Consider the following 17,648-nt stretch of genomic DNA (forward strand, 5'->3'; position numbering starts at 1 on the left):
TACTTGCAAGTTGCCCCGAGCGGCCGCATAAACCCATCCATGACCCTCGCCGAATCCATGAACCCGGTCCTGGACGGTTTTCATCCCGCCGTCAGCGCCTGGTTCGAGCGCACCTTTGCCGCCGTGACCACGGCCCAGGCCCGCGCCTGGCCGTTGATCGCCCAGCGCCGCTCGACCCTGATCGCCGCCCCCACCGGCTCGGGCAAGACCCTCACCGCCTTTCTCGCCGTGATCGATGACCTGGTGCGCCAGGGCCTGGCCGCTGGCGGCCAGTTGCCGGACGCCACCCTGGTGGTCTACGTCTCGCCGCTCAAGGCCCTGAGCAACGATATCCAGATCAACCTGCAGCAGCCGCTGGCCGGCATCACCGAACAACTGCGATTGATGGGCCTGCCGCAGCTGTGCATCCGCACCGCGGTGCGCACGGGCGACACCCCGCAGAAAGAACGCAACGCCATGCGCAAGAGCGCGCCACAGATTCTCGTCACCACCCCGGAATCGCTCTACGTGCTGCTGGGTTCGGACTCCGGGCGCAAGATGCTGGCCAGCACCCGCAGCGTGATCGTCGACGAGATCCACGCCCTGGCCGGGAGCAAGCGCGGCAGCCATCTGGCCCTGAGCCTGGAGCGCTTGCAGGCGCTGTGCGCCGAGCCCCTGTTGCGCATCGGTCTGTCGGCCACGCAGAAGCCCATCGAGGCCGTGTCACGTTTTCTGGTGGGGCATGAGCGGCCTTGCGACATCGTCGACATCGGCCATGCCCGCCCCCGGGACCTGGATATCGAAGTGCCGCCCGTACCGCTGTCGGCAGTCATGTCCAATGATGTCTGGGAGCTGGTGTACGAGCGCCTCGCCGCCCTGAGCCGGGAACACCGCACCACGCTGATTTTCGTCAACACCCGACGCCTGGCCGAGCGGCTGGCCCGGCACCTGAGCGAACGCCTGGGCAAACAGGCGGTGGCCGCGCACCACGGCAGCCTGGCCAAGGAGCAGCGCCTGGAGGCCGAGCAGCGGCTCAAGGCCGGGGACCTGCAAGTGTTGATCGCCACTGCCTCCCTGGAGCTGGGCATCGATATCGGTGATGTCGATCTGGTGTGCCAGATCGGCTCGCCGCGCTCGATCTCGGCCTTTTTACAGCGCGTCGGGCGCTCCGGCCACCAGGTCGGCGGCACCCCCAAGGGCCGATTGTTTACCCTGACCCGGGACGACCTGATCGAATGCGCCGCTCTGCTGGACTGCGTGCACCGCGGCGAGCTGGACAGTCTGCTGATCCCCCATGCGCCGCTGGATGTGCTGGCCCAGCAGATCGTCGCCGAAGTCAGCTGCCAGGAATGGCCGGAAGGAGCGCTGCTGGACATGCTGCGCCGGGCCACGCCTTACGCCGACCTGGATCAGGCCCACTACCAGGCCCTGCTGCAGATGCTTGCCGAAGGCTTCAACGGTCGCCAGGGCCTGCGCAGCGCCTATCTGCATCGTGATGCCCTGACCCGCACCCTGCGCGGCCGTCGTGGGGCCAAACTGACGGCGGTCACCAGTGGCGGCACCATTCCCGACAACGCCGACTACAGCGTGCTGTTGGAACCTCAGGGCCTGAACATCGGCAGCGTCAACGAAGACTTCGCCGTGGAAAGCATTGCCGGCGACGTGTTCCAACTGGGCAATACCTCCTACCGCATCTTGCGGGTGGAAACCGGCAAGGTGCGGGTCGAGGATGCCCAGGGCCAGCCGCCGAACATTCCCTTCTGGCTCGGTGAAGCCCCGGGGCGCAGTGCCGAGCTGTCCAGCGCCGTGGCCCGCCTGCTGGCGCAACTCGACGCCCTGCTCGGCGCGACTCCGGGCCAGTTGCAACCGGCCATCGACTGGCTGCAGCAGGCGCTGGGGCTGAACCGCGCCAGCGCCGAGCAACTGGTGGATTACCTGGCGCCCGCGCGCCTGGCCCTGGGCGCCCTGCCGTCCCAGGACACGCTGATCATGGAGCGTTTCTTCGACGAATCCGGCGGCACCCAACTGGTGATCCACAGCCCCTTCGGCAGCCGCATCAACCGCGCCTGGGGCCTGGCCCTGCGCAAGCGTTTCTGTCGCACCTTCAACTTCGAACTGCAGGCTGCCGCCAGCGAGGACGCCATCGTCCTGTCGCTGTCTACCAGCCACAGCTTCGCCCTGGATGAAGTCTGGCGGTATCTGCACAGCAACAGCGCCGAGCACATTCTCATCCAGGCGCTGCTGGACGCCCCACTGTTCGGCGTGCGCTGGCGCTGGAACGCCGGGATCGCCCTGGCGCTGCCGCGCTACAGCGGCGGGCGCAAAGTGGCGCCGCAGATCCAGCGGATGAAAAGCGAAGACTTGATCGCCAGTGTGTTTCCCGACCAGATCGCCTGCCTGGAAAACCTCGCCGGCGAACGGGAAATTCCCGATCACCCGCTGGTGGAACAGACCCTCGACGACTGCCTGCACGACGCCATGGACAGCGAAGGCTGGCTGCAGCTGTTGCGGCGCATGGAACAGGGCAAGGTGCGCCTGCTGAGCCGCGAGTTGCCGGCGCCCTCGCCCCTGGCGGCGGAAATTCTCAGCGCCAAGCCCTACACCTTTCTCGATGACGCGCCCCTTGAAGAGCGTCGCACTCAGGCGGTATTGGCGCGGCGCTGGAGCGACCCGCAAACCACCGACGACCTCGGCGCCCTGGATGCGGACGCCATAACCGCCGTGGCTGAAGAGGCGTGGCCAAACCCGGCCACGGCCGATGAAATGCACGAAGCCCTGATGAGCCTCGCCGCCATCAGCGAGGCTGAAGCCCAAGCCAACCCCCAGTGGCCGCAATGGCTGGCAACCCTGGCAGCCCAAGGCCGTGCCTGCCGCTTGCCGGTGGGCTCCAGTGAACAGCTGTGGCTGGCGCTGGAGCGCATCACCTGCCTGCAAGCCCTGTATCCCCAAGCGCCCTTGCAGCCGGCCCTGAACCCTGTGCCCGGCTTCGATCAGGCCTGGGACCCGGAACCTGCGCGAGTGGAACTGATTCGCGCGCGCCTCAGCGGCTTTGCCCCCCAGACCCTGAGCCAGATCGCCGCCCCCCTGGGACTGCCTCCCGGGCAAATCGCCCAGGCCCTGGTCCAGCTTGAAACCGAAGGCTATGTACTGCGGGGGCGCTTCAGCCCCGATTGCCAAGAAGAACAGTGGTGCGAACGCCATCTGCTGGCGCGAATTCACCGCTACACGGTCAAGCGCTTGCGCCGGGAGATCGAACCCGTGGCCCTGCAGGACTTCATGCGCTTCCTGTTCGACTGGCAGCACCTGTCCCCAGGCACCCAAGGCCAGGGCAGCGCCATGCTCGCCGAAGTGGTCAGCCAGCTCGCAGGCTACCCGGCGGCGGCCTCAGCCTGGGACAGCGACCTGCTGCCGGCGCGGATCAAGGATTACTCCGCCAATTGGCTGGATGAGCTGTGCCGCAGCGGCAAGGTAGTCTGGAGCCGGATCAACAGCACGGGCAAGACCGCCAGCAGCGCCCTGCGCAGTACGCCGATCGTGCTGCTGCCACGCTCCCAGGCCGCTCTCTGGAGCGCATTGACCTGCCCGGCCGACAGCCACGAGCTCTCGCCCAGGGCGCAGAAAGTCCACAGCGTACTGAGCCAGCAAGGCGCTCTGTTTTTCGATGAGCTGCTGCACGAAGCCCACCTGCTGCGCAGCGAACTGGAAAGCGTGCTCCAGGAACTGGTGGGCGCCGGCCTGGTGAACGCCGACAGTTTCGCCGGGCTGCGCGCCCTGATTACACCGGCGAGCAAACGCCAGAACCGCAGCAGCCGACGAGGTCGCGGGGCCTTTGTCGGTGGCATGGACGATGCCGGACGCTGGGCCTTGCTGCGTCGTTCAGCGACTCAAGACTCGACAGCCACCCTGGAACAGGTGGCCATGACCTTGCTGCGCCGTTACGGCGTGGTGTTCTGGCGACTGCTGGAACGCGAGGCGGACTGGCTGCCCAGCTGGCGCGAACTGCTGCGCACCTTCCATCGGCTGGAAGCCCGGGGAGAGATCCGTGGCGGGCGCTTTGTCAGCGGTCTGGCCGGCGAGCAGTTCGCCCTGCCGGAAGCCATCCCGCTGCTACGGGAGGTACGCCGCCGGCCCCATGACGGCAGCCTGATCGCGGTGTGTGGCGTGGACCCGCTGAACCTTGCCGGCACCCTGCTGCCCGGGCCCAAGGTGGCGGCACTCAGTGGCAACCGCCTGGTGTATCGCGACGGCCTGCCCGCCGCAGCCGAGATCGGCGGCACCCGACACTGGTGGCTGGAACTGGAACCCGAGGCCGCCCAGGCCCTGCGCAACAAACTCATCCAGCACTGACCTTCCCCCGCAGGAGCCGGCTTGCCGGCGAAGGCGGCCCCGTCAATCCCGGCCCATTGCCCCGCCTGCGCAACGGCTATGGGATCAGACTTAACCGGCGCCGAGTCTATTGCCCCCGATTGGCGGCACTGGGAGACACACCGAAGCGGTTGCGGTATTCGCTGGGGGCCAGACCGGTGATTTTCTTGAACAGGCTGCGAAAGGTCGCCGGGTCCTGGTAACCCACGGTCCAGGCGATGTGATCGATGGTGCCGTTGGTGAACTCCAGCATCTCCCGCGCCTTGCCCACCCGCAGGTGCTGGCAGTACTGGGTCGGTTTGAGGCCGGTGGCGGCGCGGAAACGTCGCAGCAAGGTGCGCTCTTCAAGACCCGCCTGTTGCGCCATCGTCGGCAGCGACACATCCACCGCGCCATTGGCCTGCAGCCAGTGCTGCAACTTGAGGATCGCCCCATCACCATGGTTGAGGATCGGCGCGAAATTGCTGCCGCACTGGCTGGCGCTGTCGCTGTGCTCCATCACTAGAAAACGCGCCGTGGCACTGGCGATGCTCGGCCCCAGCAGGCGGTCCACCAGGCGCAGTCCCAGTTCGGCCCAGGCCATCAGCCCGGCCGTGGTGATCAGGTCGCCATCGTCGACTATGGGTTGGTCGGCCTCCAGGCGCACCTGTGGATAACGGGCGGCGAACGCCTTGGCCGAGGTCCAATGGGTGGTGGCGCTGCGGCCATCGAGCAGGCCACTCTCGGCCAGCAGGATCGAGCCCACACAGACCCCGCCAAGCGTGGCGCCGGCCGCATGCTGCTGGCGCAACCAGCTCACCAGGGCAGAGGACGACTGGTTCGCGGAAAAACCTGCCAACGAAGGCGGTATCACCACGGCCAGCAGGTTGCCGCTCTCTCCCTCCTGGCTGTCATAGATCCGCCGTGGGCCTTGTGCCTCAGAGGCTTGCCAATGGCTGACCCGCAACCGCGGCAGTTGCGCCAGGGGCTGTTCACCGGCAATCCGATTGGCCACTTCGAACAGATCGGTCAGACCATGCACCGCCGCCATCTGTACCCCGGGATAAAGCAGTACGCCCAGTTCGGCGACCGAGCCTTGAATGCCCACTGTCAGTTTTCCCCCTGTTAATGTCGATGCGGCCAATCCTCCTGGGAGCAAGGGCCACCGATACTGGGCCCCAGGTTATCCACTCACTTGGAGGCAACACCCATGGCCAAACAGGCGCTCATCGTAATCGATATCCAGAACGACTACTTCGCCCACGGCAAATGGCCCCTGGTCGGGGTCGACGCGGCGGCGGACAACGCGGCAAGGCTGATCCAGGCCTTTCGCCAGAAGGCGCAAGCGGTGGTGCACATCCGCCACGAATTCACCTCCGACAGCGCGCCCTTTTTCACCCCAGGCTCCGAGGGTGCGCACTTGCACCCCAAGGTGCTGAACCGCGCCGACGAACCCGTGGTGCTCAAGCACTTCGTCAACTCGTTCCGGGAAACCGAGCTGCAGGCGATCCTCCAGCAACAGGGCATCGATGAACTGGTGATCGTGGGCAACATGAGCCACATGTGCGTAGAGGGCACCGCACGGGCTGCTGCCGACCTGGGCTACCCGGTCAAGGTGATACACGACGCCTGTGCCACCCTCGACCTGGAGTTCAACGGCCAGCGAGTACCGGCGGCGCAAGTACAAAGCGCGGTGATGTCGGCCCTGGCATTCGCCTACGCCGATGTCCTGTCCACCGAAGAGTTCCTCGCAGCCTGATCGCTTGCATTCTGCGCCGACGATGGCGGTGAGCTCAGCCTCACCGCCGTTTGTGTCTGGGCAGGCAGACCTGCCCCAGACAGATATCCACAGGCAAGGACACCACACCGCCTGTTGTCGCCAACAAGACAACTTCCCGAACTACTTACGAATGATTCTTGTTATCCGAGCTAATTGTTAGTTGCAACCAAACTCACGCCCCCACAACTCAAAGCGGTCAAATAAATGGCGCCATTAACAATGGTCGACATTCAATAGCTGACTAATGGAAATGTTTTAACCCCGATTATTTCAAATCCTGCCTTGAGCTTTACCAAGAGTCGCTTCACGCCTAATAACATCAACACTTATAAATCTCAGTGCTTACTTCTTACGGTTACCTGTAATTCGATATAACCAAAGCGAATAAAACATATAACAAAATCAAGAACCCGCCTATAACAGGACTCCCCACCCCGGATTTATTGCCCTTAAAGCCAAGCAACAAGGTTGCACCACGTCCCTTGTGAGGGTGTTTGCAACAGTATCAACAGCCGAACCCGATACTTTCCCAGCGCGCCAAAAAAGAGCCTTGCGAGCCACTTCAATCACCTTACTTGCAAATCCAGCGGCCTTGGCTAAGTTGATAGCTACTCGCCACTGAAGTGCTCTTCAGCCGCCAGAAAACCAATAATAACTGTCGAGGAGTTCAATAACCGGACGCCCCCCGCCTGCCCCAGCTGAGACTGACACGGAATTAGTCATATTAATCAAGAGGGATGCTTGATGAAGCGCAGTTCATTGCCTCGAGTTTTTTCATTCAAGGGTGCGGCCGAAAATTACTGGCTCTCGTTAGTGCTGTTTTCGATCCTGGTGGTCGCCAGCTTCCTGCTGTTTGAACAACAGATCCAACAGTTGCTGAATCACCTTGGCAACTTCCTCCCTTCCGATCCCGTGCAACGCACCAGCCTCGCTCTGCTGCTGGTCACCCTGCTGGCCCTGGACGTGCTCTTGCCGGTGCCTTCGAGCCTGGTGGCGCTGCTGGCCGTTGCGGTTCTGGGCGCCGTAGGCGGCTATCTGGTGATTTTCATCGGCCTGTGCCTGGGAGCCTGCCTGGGCTACTGGCTGGGGGCCGGCTACTTTCGCCTGTTATCCAACTGGCTGGGGCTCAGGAGCTGGCAGCCGGGGCAACTGGCCTATCGCCTCAGCACCCTGTCGCTGATCTGCCTGCGCGGAGTTCCAGTGCTGGCAGAGACCTCGGTGCTGGCCGCGGGCATGCAGCGTTATCCACTGCGCCAGTTCCTGCTGGTCACCACCCTGGCCAATGCCGGGCTGGCCCTGGCCTACGCCGCCATCGGCAGTTTGCTGGTGGAGCAGAACGCACTGCTGGCGACCATTCTCGCCAGCATGGTGCTGCCGGGGCTGGTCCTGGGCGCCCGCAGCCTGCTCAAGCCTCGCGCTGCGCAGCCGCCGATGGAGCAAAACCATCCTCTGGAAGGACGCTTCGAGGTGAGCTACCACTACCCGGTGCTGTTCACCGATCACATTTTCCAGGCCGACAATCCCTGCCTGCACCGGCAACTGGTCCAGGCGCAACAGGGACGCACCACCGTGCTGGTGTTCATCGATGAACAATTGCTGCAGTGCTGCCCACAACTGCCGCAACAGATCGACGCCTATTTCAGCGCCCACGCTGCCGACCTGCATCTGCAGGCCGCACCGATCCCGGTGCCGGCGGGCGAACTGAGCAAGACCCCGGACGTGCTCCAGCGTTTGTATGCCCACATGCTTGAACACGGCCTGGACCGCCACTGCTATGTGCTGGCCCTGGGCGGCGGCGCGGTACTGGACGCCGTCGGCTACGCCTGCGCCACCTTTCATCGGGGGATGCGGCTGATCCGCATCCCGACCACGGTGCTGGCCCAGAACGACGCCGGCATCGGGGTCAAGAACGGCATCAACGCGTTCGCCCAGAAGAACCTGCTGGGCGCCTTCTACCCAGCCACGGCAGTGATCAACGACTTCCAGCTGCTGCTCAGCCTGTCACCCCGGGACCAGATCGCCGGGCTGGCCGAAGCGGTGAAAGTGGCCGTGATCAAGGACGCTGCATTCTTCCAGTGGATGGAGCAGCAGGCCGAGGCCCTGGCGAGCTTTGAACACAGCGCCAGCCGCTACGCCATCTTCCGCTGTGCGCAATTGCATCTGGGCCATATCACCGGGGCCGGCGACCCTTTCGAACGGGGCAATGGCCGCCCCCTGGACTATGGGCACTGGGCTGCGCACAAGCTGGAGAACCTCAGCCAGCATCGCTTGCGCCATGGTGAGGCGGTGGCGGTGGGCATGGCCCTGGACGCGCTCTATGCCAATGCCACCGGCTTGCTGAGCCATGCTGAAACCCAGCGCCTGTTGCAGCTGCTGGACAAGCTCGGCTTCAACCTGTGCCCGCCGGAGTTGCGGTTGCAGGATGCCCTGGGCCGCTCCCTGGTGCTGCTGGGGCTGGAGGAGTTTCGCCAGCACCTGGGGGGCCAGTTGTCGATCCCGATGCTCAACCGCCTGGGCCAGTCCACCGATGTGCACCACATCGAACTGCCGGTCATGGAGCAGGCCCTGCTGCGTCTGAGCAGTTTCGGTGGGCCGGACTTCGCCTGGACCGAAGGCTGCGCCCAATGAGCCACTCCTCCCTGACCACCTGGCTGACCCTGGGCCGGGTATCCAACCTGCCGACGGTGTGGACCAACGCCCTGGCCGCCGCGTTGCTGGCCAGCAGCGCCACCACCCTGGCGCCGCCCTCGCCACTGGTGTGGACCCTGCTGCTGGTGGCGCTCTCGGCGCTGTACCTGGCCGGGATGCTGCTCAACGACCTGCTGGATGCCGATTGGGACCAGCAACATCAGAACCCGCGGCCGATTGTCCTGGGCCTGGTCAGCCGGACTCAGGTGAGCATGGCCACCGCGGCCCTGTTGCTGCTGGCGGCGCTGTCCGTACTGGGCCTGAGCCACCTGATCGCGCAGCCTCATTGGCTGCTGGCCAGCGCCGGCTTGCTGCTGCTGTTCATCCTGGCCTACAACCTGCTGCACAAAAAATACCCCCACAGCGTCTGGCTCATGGGCGGCTGCCGCTCGGCCCTGTACCTGACCGCCGCCGCCAGCCTGGCCATGCCACCGCAGCCGCTGTGGCTGTGTGCCGCGCTGCTGGGCACCTACATCGCCGGCCTGACCTACCTGGCCCGACTGGAGCATCGCAACCAACTGCTCAGCCGCCTGCCGCTGCTGCTGATGCTCAGCCCCCTGGCCCTCGCCGCTTACGCAGACAACGGGGTGTTCTGGCTGGTCCTGCTGCTGTGGCTGGGCTGGTTGGGCTGGCACTACCGGCGCCACCTGGCCAACCCGCGACAGCGGCAGATTCGTGCCTTTATCGGTGCTGGCCTCGCCGCCCTGCCATTGTTCGATGCCCTGGTGCTGGCCCTGGCCAATCAACCCCTGGGCAGCCTGCTGTGCGTGCTGGTGTTCTTTCTGCTGCCCCACCTTCAACGCTGGATCAAGCCGACATGACCATGGACGTCACTTTCCCCGCCTCGCTCCCGCTCGTCATGCGCCATGAGGCCTTTGCCGAACGCCGCCGCCAACTGGATGACCAGCTCGACGACGAGAACCGCCGCTGGTGGTACGCCGCCCTGGAGCAACTGGCCAGCCAACCGTCGGCCAACACCCTGGTGCTGCTCAGCAGCCAGTGCAAGCGTCGCTTTGGCAACGCCGAGGTCAGCGCCAGCCCAGGCTGGAACCGGACTCAACTGGCCCGCGCCTTGCTCCTGGAGCAACTGCTGGAACAGCAGGCCGGCGGCGATCAACTGGCCCTGCTGCGCCAGCTGTTTCTGTGGGGCGATGACCAGGAAAAAAGCGTACTGCTCAGGGTCCTCGATGACCTCGACACAGAAGGGCGCAGCCTCGAACTGGCGCTCCAGGCAGGACGTACCAACAACCGTGAAGTGTTCGCCGCCCTCGCCCTGGACAACCCCTTTCCCGCTCGCCACTACCACGACCGGGCCTTTCACCAGTTGCTGCTCAAGACCCTGGGCATGGGCCTGGACAGTGGCCGCGTCAAAGGCCTGGCCCAGCGCCACAGCGTCGACCTCAACCAACTGGCCCTGGAGCATATGGAAGAACAGTTGGCGGCGTTCCGCAGTGTCAGCGACGGGCTGCCCCATGCCATCGCCTTCGAGCTGTTGAGCCAGGCCCAGCGCCAACGCTTGCGCCACCTGTGCCAGCAGCGACGACTGCCACCGCACTGGCTCCAGCACTTGCCACCCGACGCCTGATTCGACACCGGCGCACCCACTCAATTTTCTCTACCACTGCATCAGGGACTCACCATGCCGAAGTACTTCGATCCGCACATTCATATGGTCAGCCGCACCACCGACGACTATCAGAACATGGCCGCCGCCGGGATCACCGGGGTGATCGAGCCGGCCTTCTGGCAAGGCCAGGCGCGCACCAGCGTCGGCAGCTTCATTGACTACTTCGACACCCTTCTGGGCTGGGAGCGCTTTCGCGCCAGCATGTTCGGCATTCACCACTTCTGCACCATCGGCCTCAATCCCAAGGAAGCCAATGACATGTCGGTGGCCAACGAGGTGCTGGAGATCCTGCCGCGCTATCTGGTCAAGGACGGTGTGGTCGCGGTGGGCGAGATCGGCTACGACGACATCACCCCCGAGGAAGACCGCTTTCTCGCCGCACAACTGGAGCTGGCCAAGCAGTTCAACCTGCCGGTGCTGGTGCACACCCCGCATCGGGACAAGATCGGCGGCACCAAGCGCACCCTGGCGGTGATCCGTGAAGTGGGCATCGCCGAGCATCTGGTGATCATCGATCACCTCAACGAACTGACCCTGCCCCTAGTGCTGGACAGCGACTGCTGGCGCGGGCACTCCATCTACCCCAACACCAAGATGTCGGAGCAGCGCATGGTGGCCCTGCTCAAGGAGTACGGCACCGAGAAGATGGTGGTCAACAGCGCCGCCGACTGGGGCATCAGCGATCCGCTCAAGGTGCCAAAGACCGGCCAGGCCATGCTCGCCTCCGGATTCAGCGAAGCCCAGGTGGAACAGGTGCTGTTCCACAACCCGGTGGATTTCTTCGCCCAGAGCGGACAACTCGACAAGCAACAGGTGAGCACCCCGCTGCCCATCGACCAGCGTCGCCAATGGCAGGACAACTCCGCCCTGCGCGGCCAGGAACCGGTGGTCAAATGAGCGCCCGGGCCGGTTGGAGCGCCGCGCAGATCGGTTACTGCAGCAACGTGCACCCGGCGCGGGACGTGGCCGGCCTGGAGAGCTCGATCCTCCAGCACTTCCAGGGGGTGCGCCGCCAGCGTGGCCTGGCGGTGCAGGACAGCGGCCTGTGGATCAGCGCCCAGGCGGCCGCCGAGCTGCAGCAGCCCGCAGTGCGCGAATCCTTCCTCGGGCTGTTGCACGACAGCGGGATGCGCCTGACGTCCCTCAACGGCTTTCCCTACGGTCAGTTCCATCAGGGTGCGGTGAAGGCCGAGGTCTACCGACCGACCTGGGCCGAACCGCAACGCCTGGAATACAGCCTGCAACTGGCGGAGTTGCTCGCCGCCGCCCTGCCCCTGGACTGCCAGCAGGGCGTGATTTCCAGCGTGCCCCTGGGTTATGCGGCCCTTTGGGACGACGCCCAGCAACAACAGGCCGAGGCCCAGCTGTTGCAGTTGACCGCCGGGCTGGCCAGCCTGCATCGGCGCAGCGGCAAGAGGATCCTGCTGTGCCTGGAGATGGAGCCGGACTGCGTACTGGAAAACACCGATCAGGCCATCGCCTTCTTTCAGCGCTGGAAAGCCACCGATCCCCACCATCAATACCTGGCGCTGTGCTTCGACGTCTGCCACCAGGCGGTGGTCTTCGAGGACTGCTACCAATCGCTGCAACGGCTGCTGCAGGCGCGCATTCCGGTGGGCAAGATCCAACTGTCCAATGCACTGATCTGTCACTTGCCGGTGACGGACCTGGCACGCCGCGAGCAGGTGCTGCAGGCCCTGGGCAACTTCGCCGAAGCCACCTACCTGCATCAGGTGAAAGCCCGTGACCGCAAAGGCCAACTGCTAGCCTGGGCCGACCTGCCCAAGGCACTGCAGGCGGTAGAGCCGGTGCAGGGCCAGTGCCCCGAGTTGCGCATTCACTTTCACGTGCCCTTGTTCAGTGAACAGTTCCTGTTGCCGGAGCTCAACGGCAGCCAGCAGGCCCTGATGCGCACCTTCGACTTTCTCGCCGCCCATCCGCAGTGCCAGCCGGTGCTGGAAGTCGAGACCTACAGCTGGAACGTACTGCCCGGCACCCTGCGTCCGGACACCGAACAAGCCCTGCTCCAAGGCATTGCCGCAGAGCTGCAGTGGGTTGAACAACAGTTGCGCCAGCGGCACTTGCTGCATGGGCAATCGTCCCCCATGGAGGCGCCAGCCCATGCCCTCTGAAGCACTGCGCCAGCCCCTGCTGCTGATCAACGTGGTCGGCCTGACCCCCAGCTTGCTGGGCCCGGCCACGCCGCGGATCAACGCCCTGCTGCAACGGGCCAAAATGGCCCGGCTGCGCCCGGTGTTCCCGGCCGTGACCTCGACGGTACAGGCTTCGATCCTCACCGGCTTGCCGCCTTCGCAACACGGCATTGTCGGCAACGGCTGGTATTTCCGCGATCAGGCCGAAGTGCGCTTCTGGCTGCAGCCCAATGCGCTGATCCAGGGTGAAAAGGTCTGGCAGACCTTGCAACGTGAGATCCCCGGCCTGCGCTGCAGCCAGCTGTTCTGGTGGTTCAACATGTACGCCGAGGTGGATGCCGCCATTACGCCACGCCCCCACTACCCGGCCGACGGGCGCAAGATGTTCGGCCTCTACTCGTCACCGCCCGGGCTGCACGAACGCATCGAACGGCAGATTGGCGAGTTTCCCTTTCCGGGCTTCTGGGGCCCGGCGGCGGGCATTGCCTCCAGTCGCTGGATCGTCGACTGCGCCATCGCCGAGTTCCAGATCAGTCGCCCCGACCTGCAACTGATCTACCTGCCGCACCTGGACTACAGCCTGCAACGCCTGGGGCCCGAGCATCCTTCCATCAGCGACGAAGTGCGGGCCATCGACCATGAAGTCGGGCGCCTGCTGGACTTTGCCCAGCAACAAGGCGCGGCGGTGATGCTGGTTTCCGAATACGGCATCGAAGCGGTGCAGCAATCAATCTCCATCAACCGCGTGCTACGGGAACAGGGCCTGCTGCAAGTACGCCGTTCCCTGAGCTGGGAGCTGCTCGACCCCGGCGCCAGTGCCGCCTTTGCCGTGGCCGACCATCAGATCGCCCACGTCTACGTGCGCCAGCCCAGGGACATTGCTCGGGTCAAGGCCCTGCTGCAGCGCCAGCCGGGCATCGAGCAGGTGCTGGATAAAACCGAACAGCGGGCCTGGCAGCTGGATCACCCGCGCAGCGGCGAGCTGGTGGCGGTGGCCGCCCCGGGCTTCTGGTTCGATTACTACTACTGGTTCGACGACCGCCTGGCCCCGGACTTCGCCCGCACCGTGGATATCCACCGCAAGCCGGGCTATGACCCGCTGGAGCTGTTCATCGATCCGGCGATCCGCTTTCCCAAGCTGCGGGTCGCCCGCCGCCTGCTGCAGAAGAAGCTCGGCTTTCGCTACTACATGGACCTGATTCCCCTGGACACCCGACTGGTTCGCGGCAGCCACGGACGCTTGCCGAGCAACGATGAGATGGGACCGCTATTGATCACCGATTGCGATTTACCACTGCCGGAGCATCTGCCGGCCACTGCGGTAAAGCACCTGCTCCTAGAGCATTTCCTAGGGCGCCCCTATGACGACACGGCTCAAGCCAAGGAGATTCCATGCGGCGAACCATCCCTATAGCGGTACTCAGTGTGTTGAGCGGTCTCGCTCAGGCACAGAGCCCGAACACCTTCGATTGCAACAAGTTCCTGACCTTCGCAGACGACCCCACGACCACTCTGGCGACGTTCAAGCAGAGCCCGGAAACCATGGCCTGGAACTGGTTTGTCTGCCTCAACCAGCCGGATGCCAGCCGCAACAACAATCGGGTCTGGGAAACGTTCAAGCCTTCCGATCAGGTTTACCTGTTGAAGGGGGCCGAGCCCCTGCCCTACTCCGACCATGAAAACCTGCCGAGCGAAGTACCGGAACTGGCACAAAAGCAGGGCATGGACCCCAAAGGACTGTTTCAGTTTCTCGGCAACGACATGCCAGGCAGCCCGCAGAACGGCATCCAGCAGGTGGATGGCCTGGCTCTGAAAATGCGCAGCGGCCCACCGGTGCCACCGTCGAAAAACGAACAGTTGGTGCGCTTTCACCTGTTGATGGGCGAGGACACCTTCAACTACATCGTCGCCAACAAGATCTACAACCGCGATGGCCTGGCCAAGCTCACCAGCAACCTGGACTTCCCGGACACGGCCTGGGAGCTGAAAACCTCCTGGTTCTGGATCGGCACCGACCAGGACTTCAAGGCCCTGTTGAACCAGGACGGGTACTACATCTCCCAGGCCTATTACGTGGACAGCACGGGCCAGTATCAGGTGGGCTACGCCGCCCTGAGCGGCATGCATGTGATCAACAAGCTGACCCCGGACTGGGTCTGGACCACCTTCGAAAACCGCAACAATCCCAAGTACACCGTCACCAATGACACCCCACCCAAGCCGATGACCAACATCACCGGCCCCACCGAGGCGGCCAAACCGGTGAACACCAGCTTCCAGCAGCAGTATTCGAACCTGGCCCAGTACGAACTGATCGGCGTGCAGTACGACCAGAACCGTGCCGAACCCAAGCTGCTGGCCAACTCCCAGCTGGAGTCGGCGTTCCAAGGCTCCTCATCGTGCCTGGCCTGCCACAGCACGGCGGCCTATTCGACGAAGAAGAACACCTTCTTCTCGTTCAACATCGACCACACAGGCGGAATCCTCTACCCCACCAGCGTACTGCCGGACAAAGACTTCGTCGGTTATCAAAAACTGGATTACGTCTGGTCGCTCAAACGCGCCCAGTGGAAACGCTAAGGAGAGCAGCCCATGAGCGTCTTGAACTTTCCACGGATCTACCTCAACGGTTTCATGTTCTGGAACCCGCCAACCTTCAACAACAACGATGTGCTGCCGCTATACGACGCGGTGAAGATGCAGATGAACTGGCCTTTCCTGAACCGGTACGGGATCAACGACAAGAATGCCCCGCAAACGCTGATGCCCTGGGGCATCACGCCGCTGGCCTACAAGAACGTCCCGGACTACGTGCTGCAGGTGCCCACCAACGGCGATCCCAACAACTACCCGATGATTCCCGCCGAGTGGGATCTGTTCGGCGACAACGCCTGCGGCACCGTGGACTACCAGCAGTTGCGCTCGGTGATCATCGGCGGGGAATCCAAGGTCGACAGCTACATCGACAGCGATCCGCTGATCAACAAGTCCTACCAACTGCTGGGCAACTCCTTCGGCAACCCGACCCCGACCGCCGCACGCTTCGTCGACGTAAGCCCCTGGCAGAACACCTTCACCGCCCTGTACTTCGACAAGTTGGTGCTCGGTGACGCCACCTGTGGCCTGACCCTGAAACACACGTACCGCATGCTCAACCGCTTTCTCGACTTCAACTGGGGCGCCTTTGGCGGCCTGGTCTACGTCACTGCCACCTGGCAGACCTGCTTTCCCAAGGACCAACTGGAATGGGTCATCGGCGACTCAAAACTGTTGAAAAACCTGCAGGATGAAATGCTCAGTCAGAACGCCCAGGGCCTGATGATCAGGTTCACCACCTACCTGACGGTCTATGACAAGAACGGCCTGTTCAACGACTTCAAGATCGTCAACAGCCATTCCCAGGCGCCCTGGGACATGTCCAGGCTGCAGATGCTTTATCAAATGGGCCTGGACAACCCGACCGAAACCTTCTTCAACCCGGCCTACAGCCGCACCGCCGGCACCCTGGGCCTGTGGTTCGCCAATGAGTTCCCCACCGCACCGGCCGGCCAGCGCCTCGTGCCTAAGACTTCGGTGCCTTTCTACAAAAAGGTCCCGGACGATACGCAGATCCATGCGGATGAACAGTTGGTCAATCTGGGCGTGATCAGCGCCGAGCTCCACGGCGACACGCTGTCTCTGGACCTGGGCAATACCTTTCCGATCTACCCGGACGTCCATGACGGTCCGGCCGCCCCCGATCTGGATGGCCGCAACAACGCTGTTCCGGTCGCCGCCAAGTTCCACGTCGGCGACTTTGAGTTGGGGGTCCAGCAGGGCGGCAACTTCGAGCCCCTGACCAGCGTCAGCTACGAGCAGTATCAGCAGAGCGCCTTTGACAAGCGTTCCGGCCTGTTGGACCTGCCCCTCGATACCAGCGCCCAGGCCCTGTTGAAAAACGGCAACCTGGCACTGCGCCTGAAGGGCACGGACACCATCGCCGCCGAACAGCAGATGTGGACCGCGGAAGTCATCGAGAGCGGCAGCTTCATCGACGTCGGTGACAGCCGGACGCTGAACATCATGGTGCAAAACAACGGCAAACCCGCCCAGGCCGGCACCACTTTATGGGTCGCCGAGTACAACAACGCCTTCATGCTGACCACCAGCAACTACTACCTGGCGTTCAGCAACCCGGCGGATTTCGTGCTGATCACTGACTATCCCAAAGCACGTGCCAAGAACAAGCCGGGAATGCCCCAGTTCATCGGCGGTTCGCAGCATCCGAGCCTGTTAAGGGAGGGCAGTGGCAGGAGCCTGAGTGCCATGATCGTCAGGGGTTCCGCGTGCGATGAGCCGGTCAGCAGCGCCATCACCTATCAGGAGTTCCTGAAAACCCCGGCCGCGGTCGATCTGAGGCCCTGCCTGAGGTTCGAGAACCCGCAAGCGATGAGCGGGACACTGGATAATGACGCCGGCATGGGCGCCACCGTGAACTACAGCCTGACCCGCATCCAGACCAATGCCGACGGCATTGCCCAGTTGACGGTGCATGCCGTGGCGCCGGGCTTCCCCACTGTGCGGTTTTTCATCCAGGACGATCCGACAGGGATTCCGTTCAGCTTCTCCTACACCGGTGCCTTCACCGACTTCCTTTCGCCGCTGCGGGTGCTGCCGCAAGAACCGCAGATGCTCAAGGACTTCATCGACTACTGGAACGGCGTGTGCAAGTTCGACGACGCCAACGTGCGGATCTGGAACGGCTTCATCTTTCCGCAAATCCTCCAGCCCTTCTATTACCTCTACCCGATCATGAACAAGTACATGCCGCTCAACTCCCTGCAACGCATCGAGGGCGCGATCGAGCAGTTCATCAAACTGATCAGCAAGGAGTATCAGGAGGCCAGCACCCTGGCCATGCCTATCACCCGGGACTTGCCGCAGAGCCGTCGCCAGGTGCTGGAAATCTGGGCCAAGGACCTGGTGAGCACCGGCTACCCGCCGACCCCGCTGAACCTCGACGACTATCAGCAAGGCTGAGCCGCAACGGCCATGCACTGGAACACCGGGCGACCTGGGTCGCCCGGCTTTGCAAAGG

Annotated in this window: 11 protein-coding genes; 10 read left to right on the plus strand and 1 reads right to left on the minus strand. The window is 63.7% G+C overall.

Features of this window, described 5'->3' with window-relative positions; all coding sequences use genetic code 11:
• The first annotated feature begins 39 nt into the window (after window positions 1-39).
• A complete protein-coding gene (locus PFZ56_RS02165; RefSeq protein ID WP_170002168.1) occupies window positions 40-4,326 on the plus strand; it encodes a DEAD/DEAH box helicase in 4,287 nt (1,428 codons plus the stop codon).
• 106 nt (window positions 4,327-4,432) lie between these two features.
• On the opposite strand, the gene PFZ56_RS02170 is transcribed toward PFZ56_RS02165, so the two are convergent.
• Window positions 4,433-5,374, minus strand: a complete 942-nt coding sequence (locus PFZ56_RS02170; protein WP_222933686.1) for a GlxA family transcriptional regulator — start codon at window positions 5,372-5,374, stop codon at window positions 4,433-4,435.
• A gap of 159 nt (window positions 5,375-5,533) precedes the next feature.
• Between PFZ56_RS02170 and PFZ56_RS02175 the strand changes: the two genes are divergently transcribed.
• From PFZ56_RS02175 to PFZ56_RS02215, 9 genes are all read left to right on the plus strand, one after another.
• Entirely contained in the window at window positions 5,534-6,082 is a 549-nt protein-coding gene (locus tag PFZ56_RS02175; RefSeq protein WP_102882388.1) for a cysteine hydrolase family protein, read from the plus strand.
• Window positions 6,083-6,847: 765 nt separating this feature from the next.
• A complete protein-coding gene (locus PFZ56_RS02180) occupies window positions 6,848-8,731 on the plus strand; it encodes a 3-dehydroquinate synthase (RefSeq protein ID WP_170002170.1) in 1,884 nt (627 codons plus the stop codon).
• Complete coding sequence (locus tag PFZ56_RS02185) at window positions 8,728-9,612, plus strand: UbiA family prenyltransferase (protein ID WP_170002172.1); 885 nt, start codon at window positions 8,728-8,730, stop codon at window positions 9,610-9,612. The genes PFZ56_RS02180 and PFZ56_RS02185 overlap by 4 nt, the downstream gene beginning before the upstream one ends.
• Window positions 9,609-10,376 carry an EboA domain-containing protein gene (locus tag PFZ56_RS02190; protein ID WP_110596273.1) on the plus strand — a complete coding sequence of 256 codons (768 nt, stop codon included), beginning with the start codon at window positions 9,609-9,611 and terminating at the stop codon, window positions 10,374-10,376. Before PFZ56_RS02185 ends, PFZ56_RS02190 begins: the two co-directional genes overlap by 4 nt.
• Before the next feature lie 54 nt (window positions 10,377-10,430).
• Window positions 10,431-11,315: a TatD family hydrolase gene (locus tag PFZ56_RS02195; protein ID WP_170002174.1), complete on the plus strand. Its 885-nt coding sequence runs from the start codon at window positions 10,431-10,433 to the stop codon at window positions 11,313-11,315.
• Window positions 11,312-12,550, plus strand: a complete 1,239-nt coding sequence (gene eboE, locus PFZ56_RS02200; RefSeq protein ID WP_170002176.1) for a metabolite traffic protein EboE — start codon at window positions 11,312-11,314, stop codon at window positions 12,548-12,550. Before PFZ56_RS02195 ends, eboE begins: the two co-directional genes overlap by 4 nt.
• Window positions 12,540-13,985, plus strand: a complete 1,446-nt coding sequence (locus PFZ56_RS02205; protein ID WP_170002178.1) for an alkaline phosphatase family protein — start codon at window positions 12,540-12,542, stop codon at window positions 13,983-13,985. The genes eboE and PFZ56_RS02205 overlap by 11 nt, the downstream gene beginning before the upstream one ends.
• Window positions 13,964-15,151, plus strand: a complete 1,188-nt coding sequence (locus PFZ56_RS02210) for a hypothetical protein (RefSeq protein WP_170002180.1) — start codon at window positions 13,964-13,966, stop codon at window positions 15,149-15,151. The genes PFZ56_RS02205 and PFZ56_RS02210 overlap by 22 nt, the downstream gene beginning before the upstream one ends.
• 12 nt (window positions 15,152-15,163) lie before the next feature.
• The gene (locus PFZ56_RS02215; RefSeq protein WP_170002182.1) at window positions 15,164-17,590 is read left to right on the plus strand and encodes a hypothetical protein; all 2,427 of its coding nucleotides are present in this window, start codon (window positions 15,164-15,166) and stop codon (window positions 17,588-17,590) included.
• The last annotated feature ends 58 nt before the right edge of the window (window positions 17,591-17,648 follow it).

Source organism: Pseudomonas danubii, assembly GCF_042980055.1.
GTDB classification, from domain to species: domain Bacteria; phylum Pseudomonadota; class Gammaproteobacteria; order Pseudomonadales; family Pseudomonadaceae; genus Aquipseudomonas; species Aquipseudomonas danubii.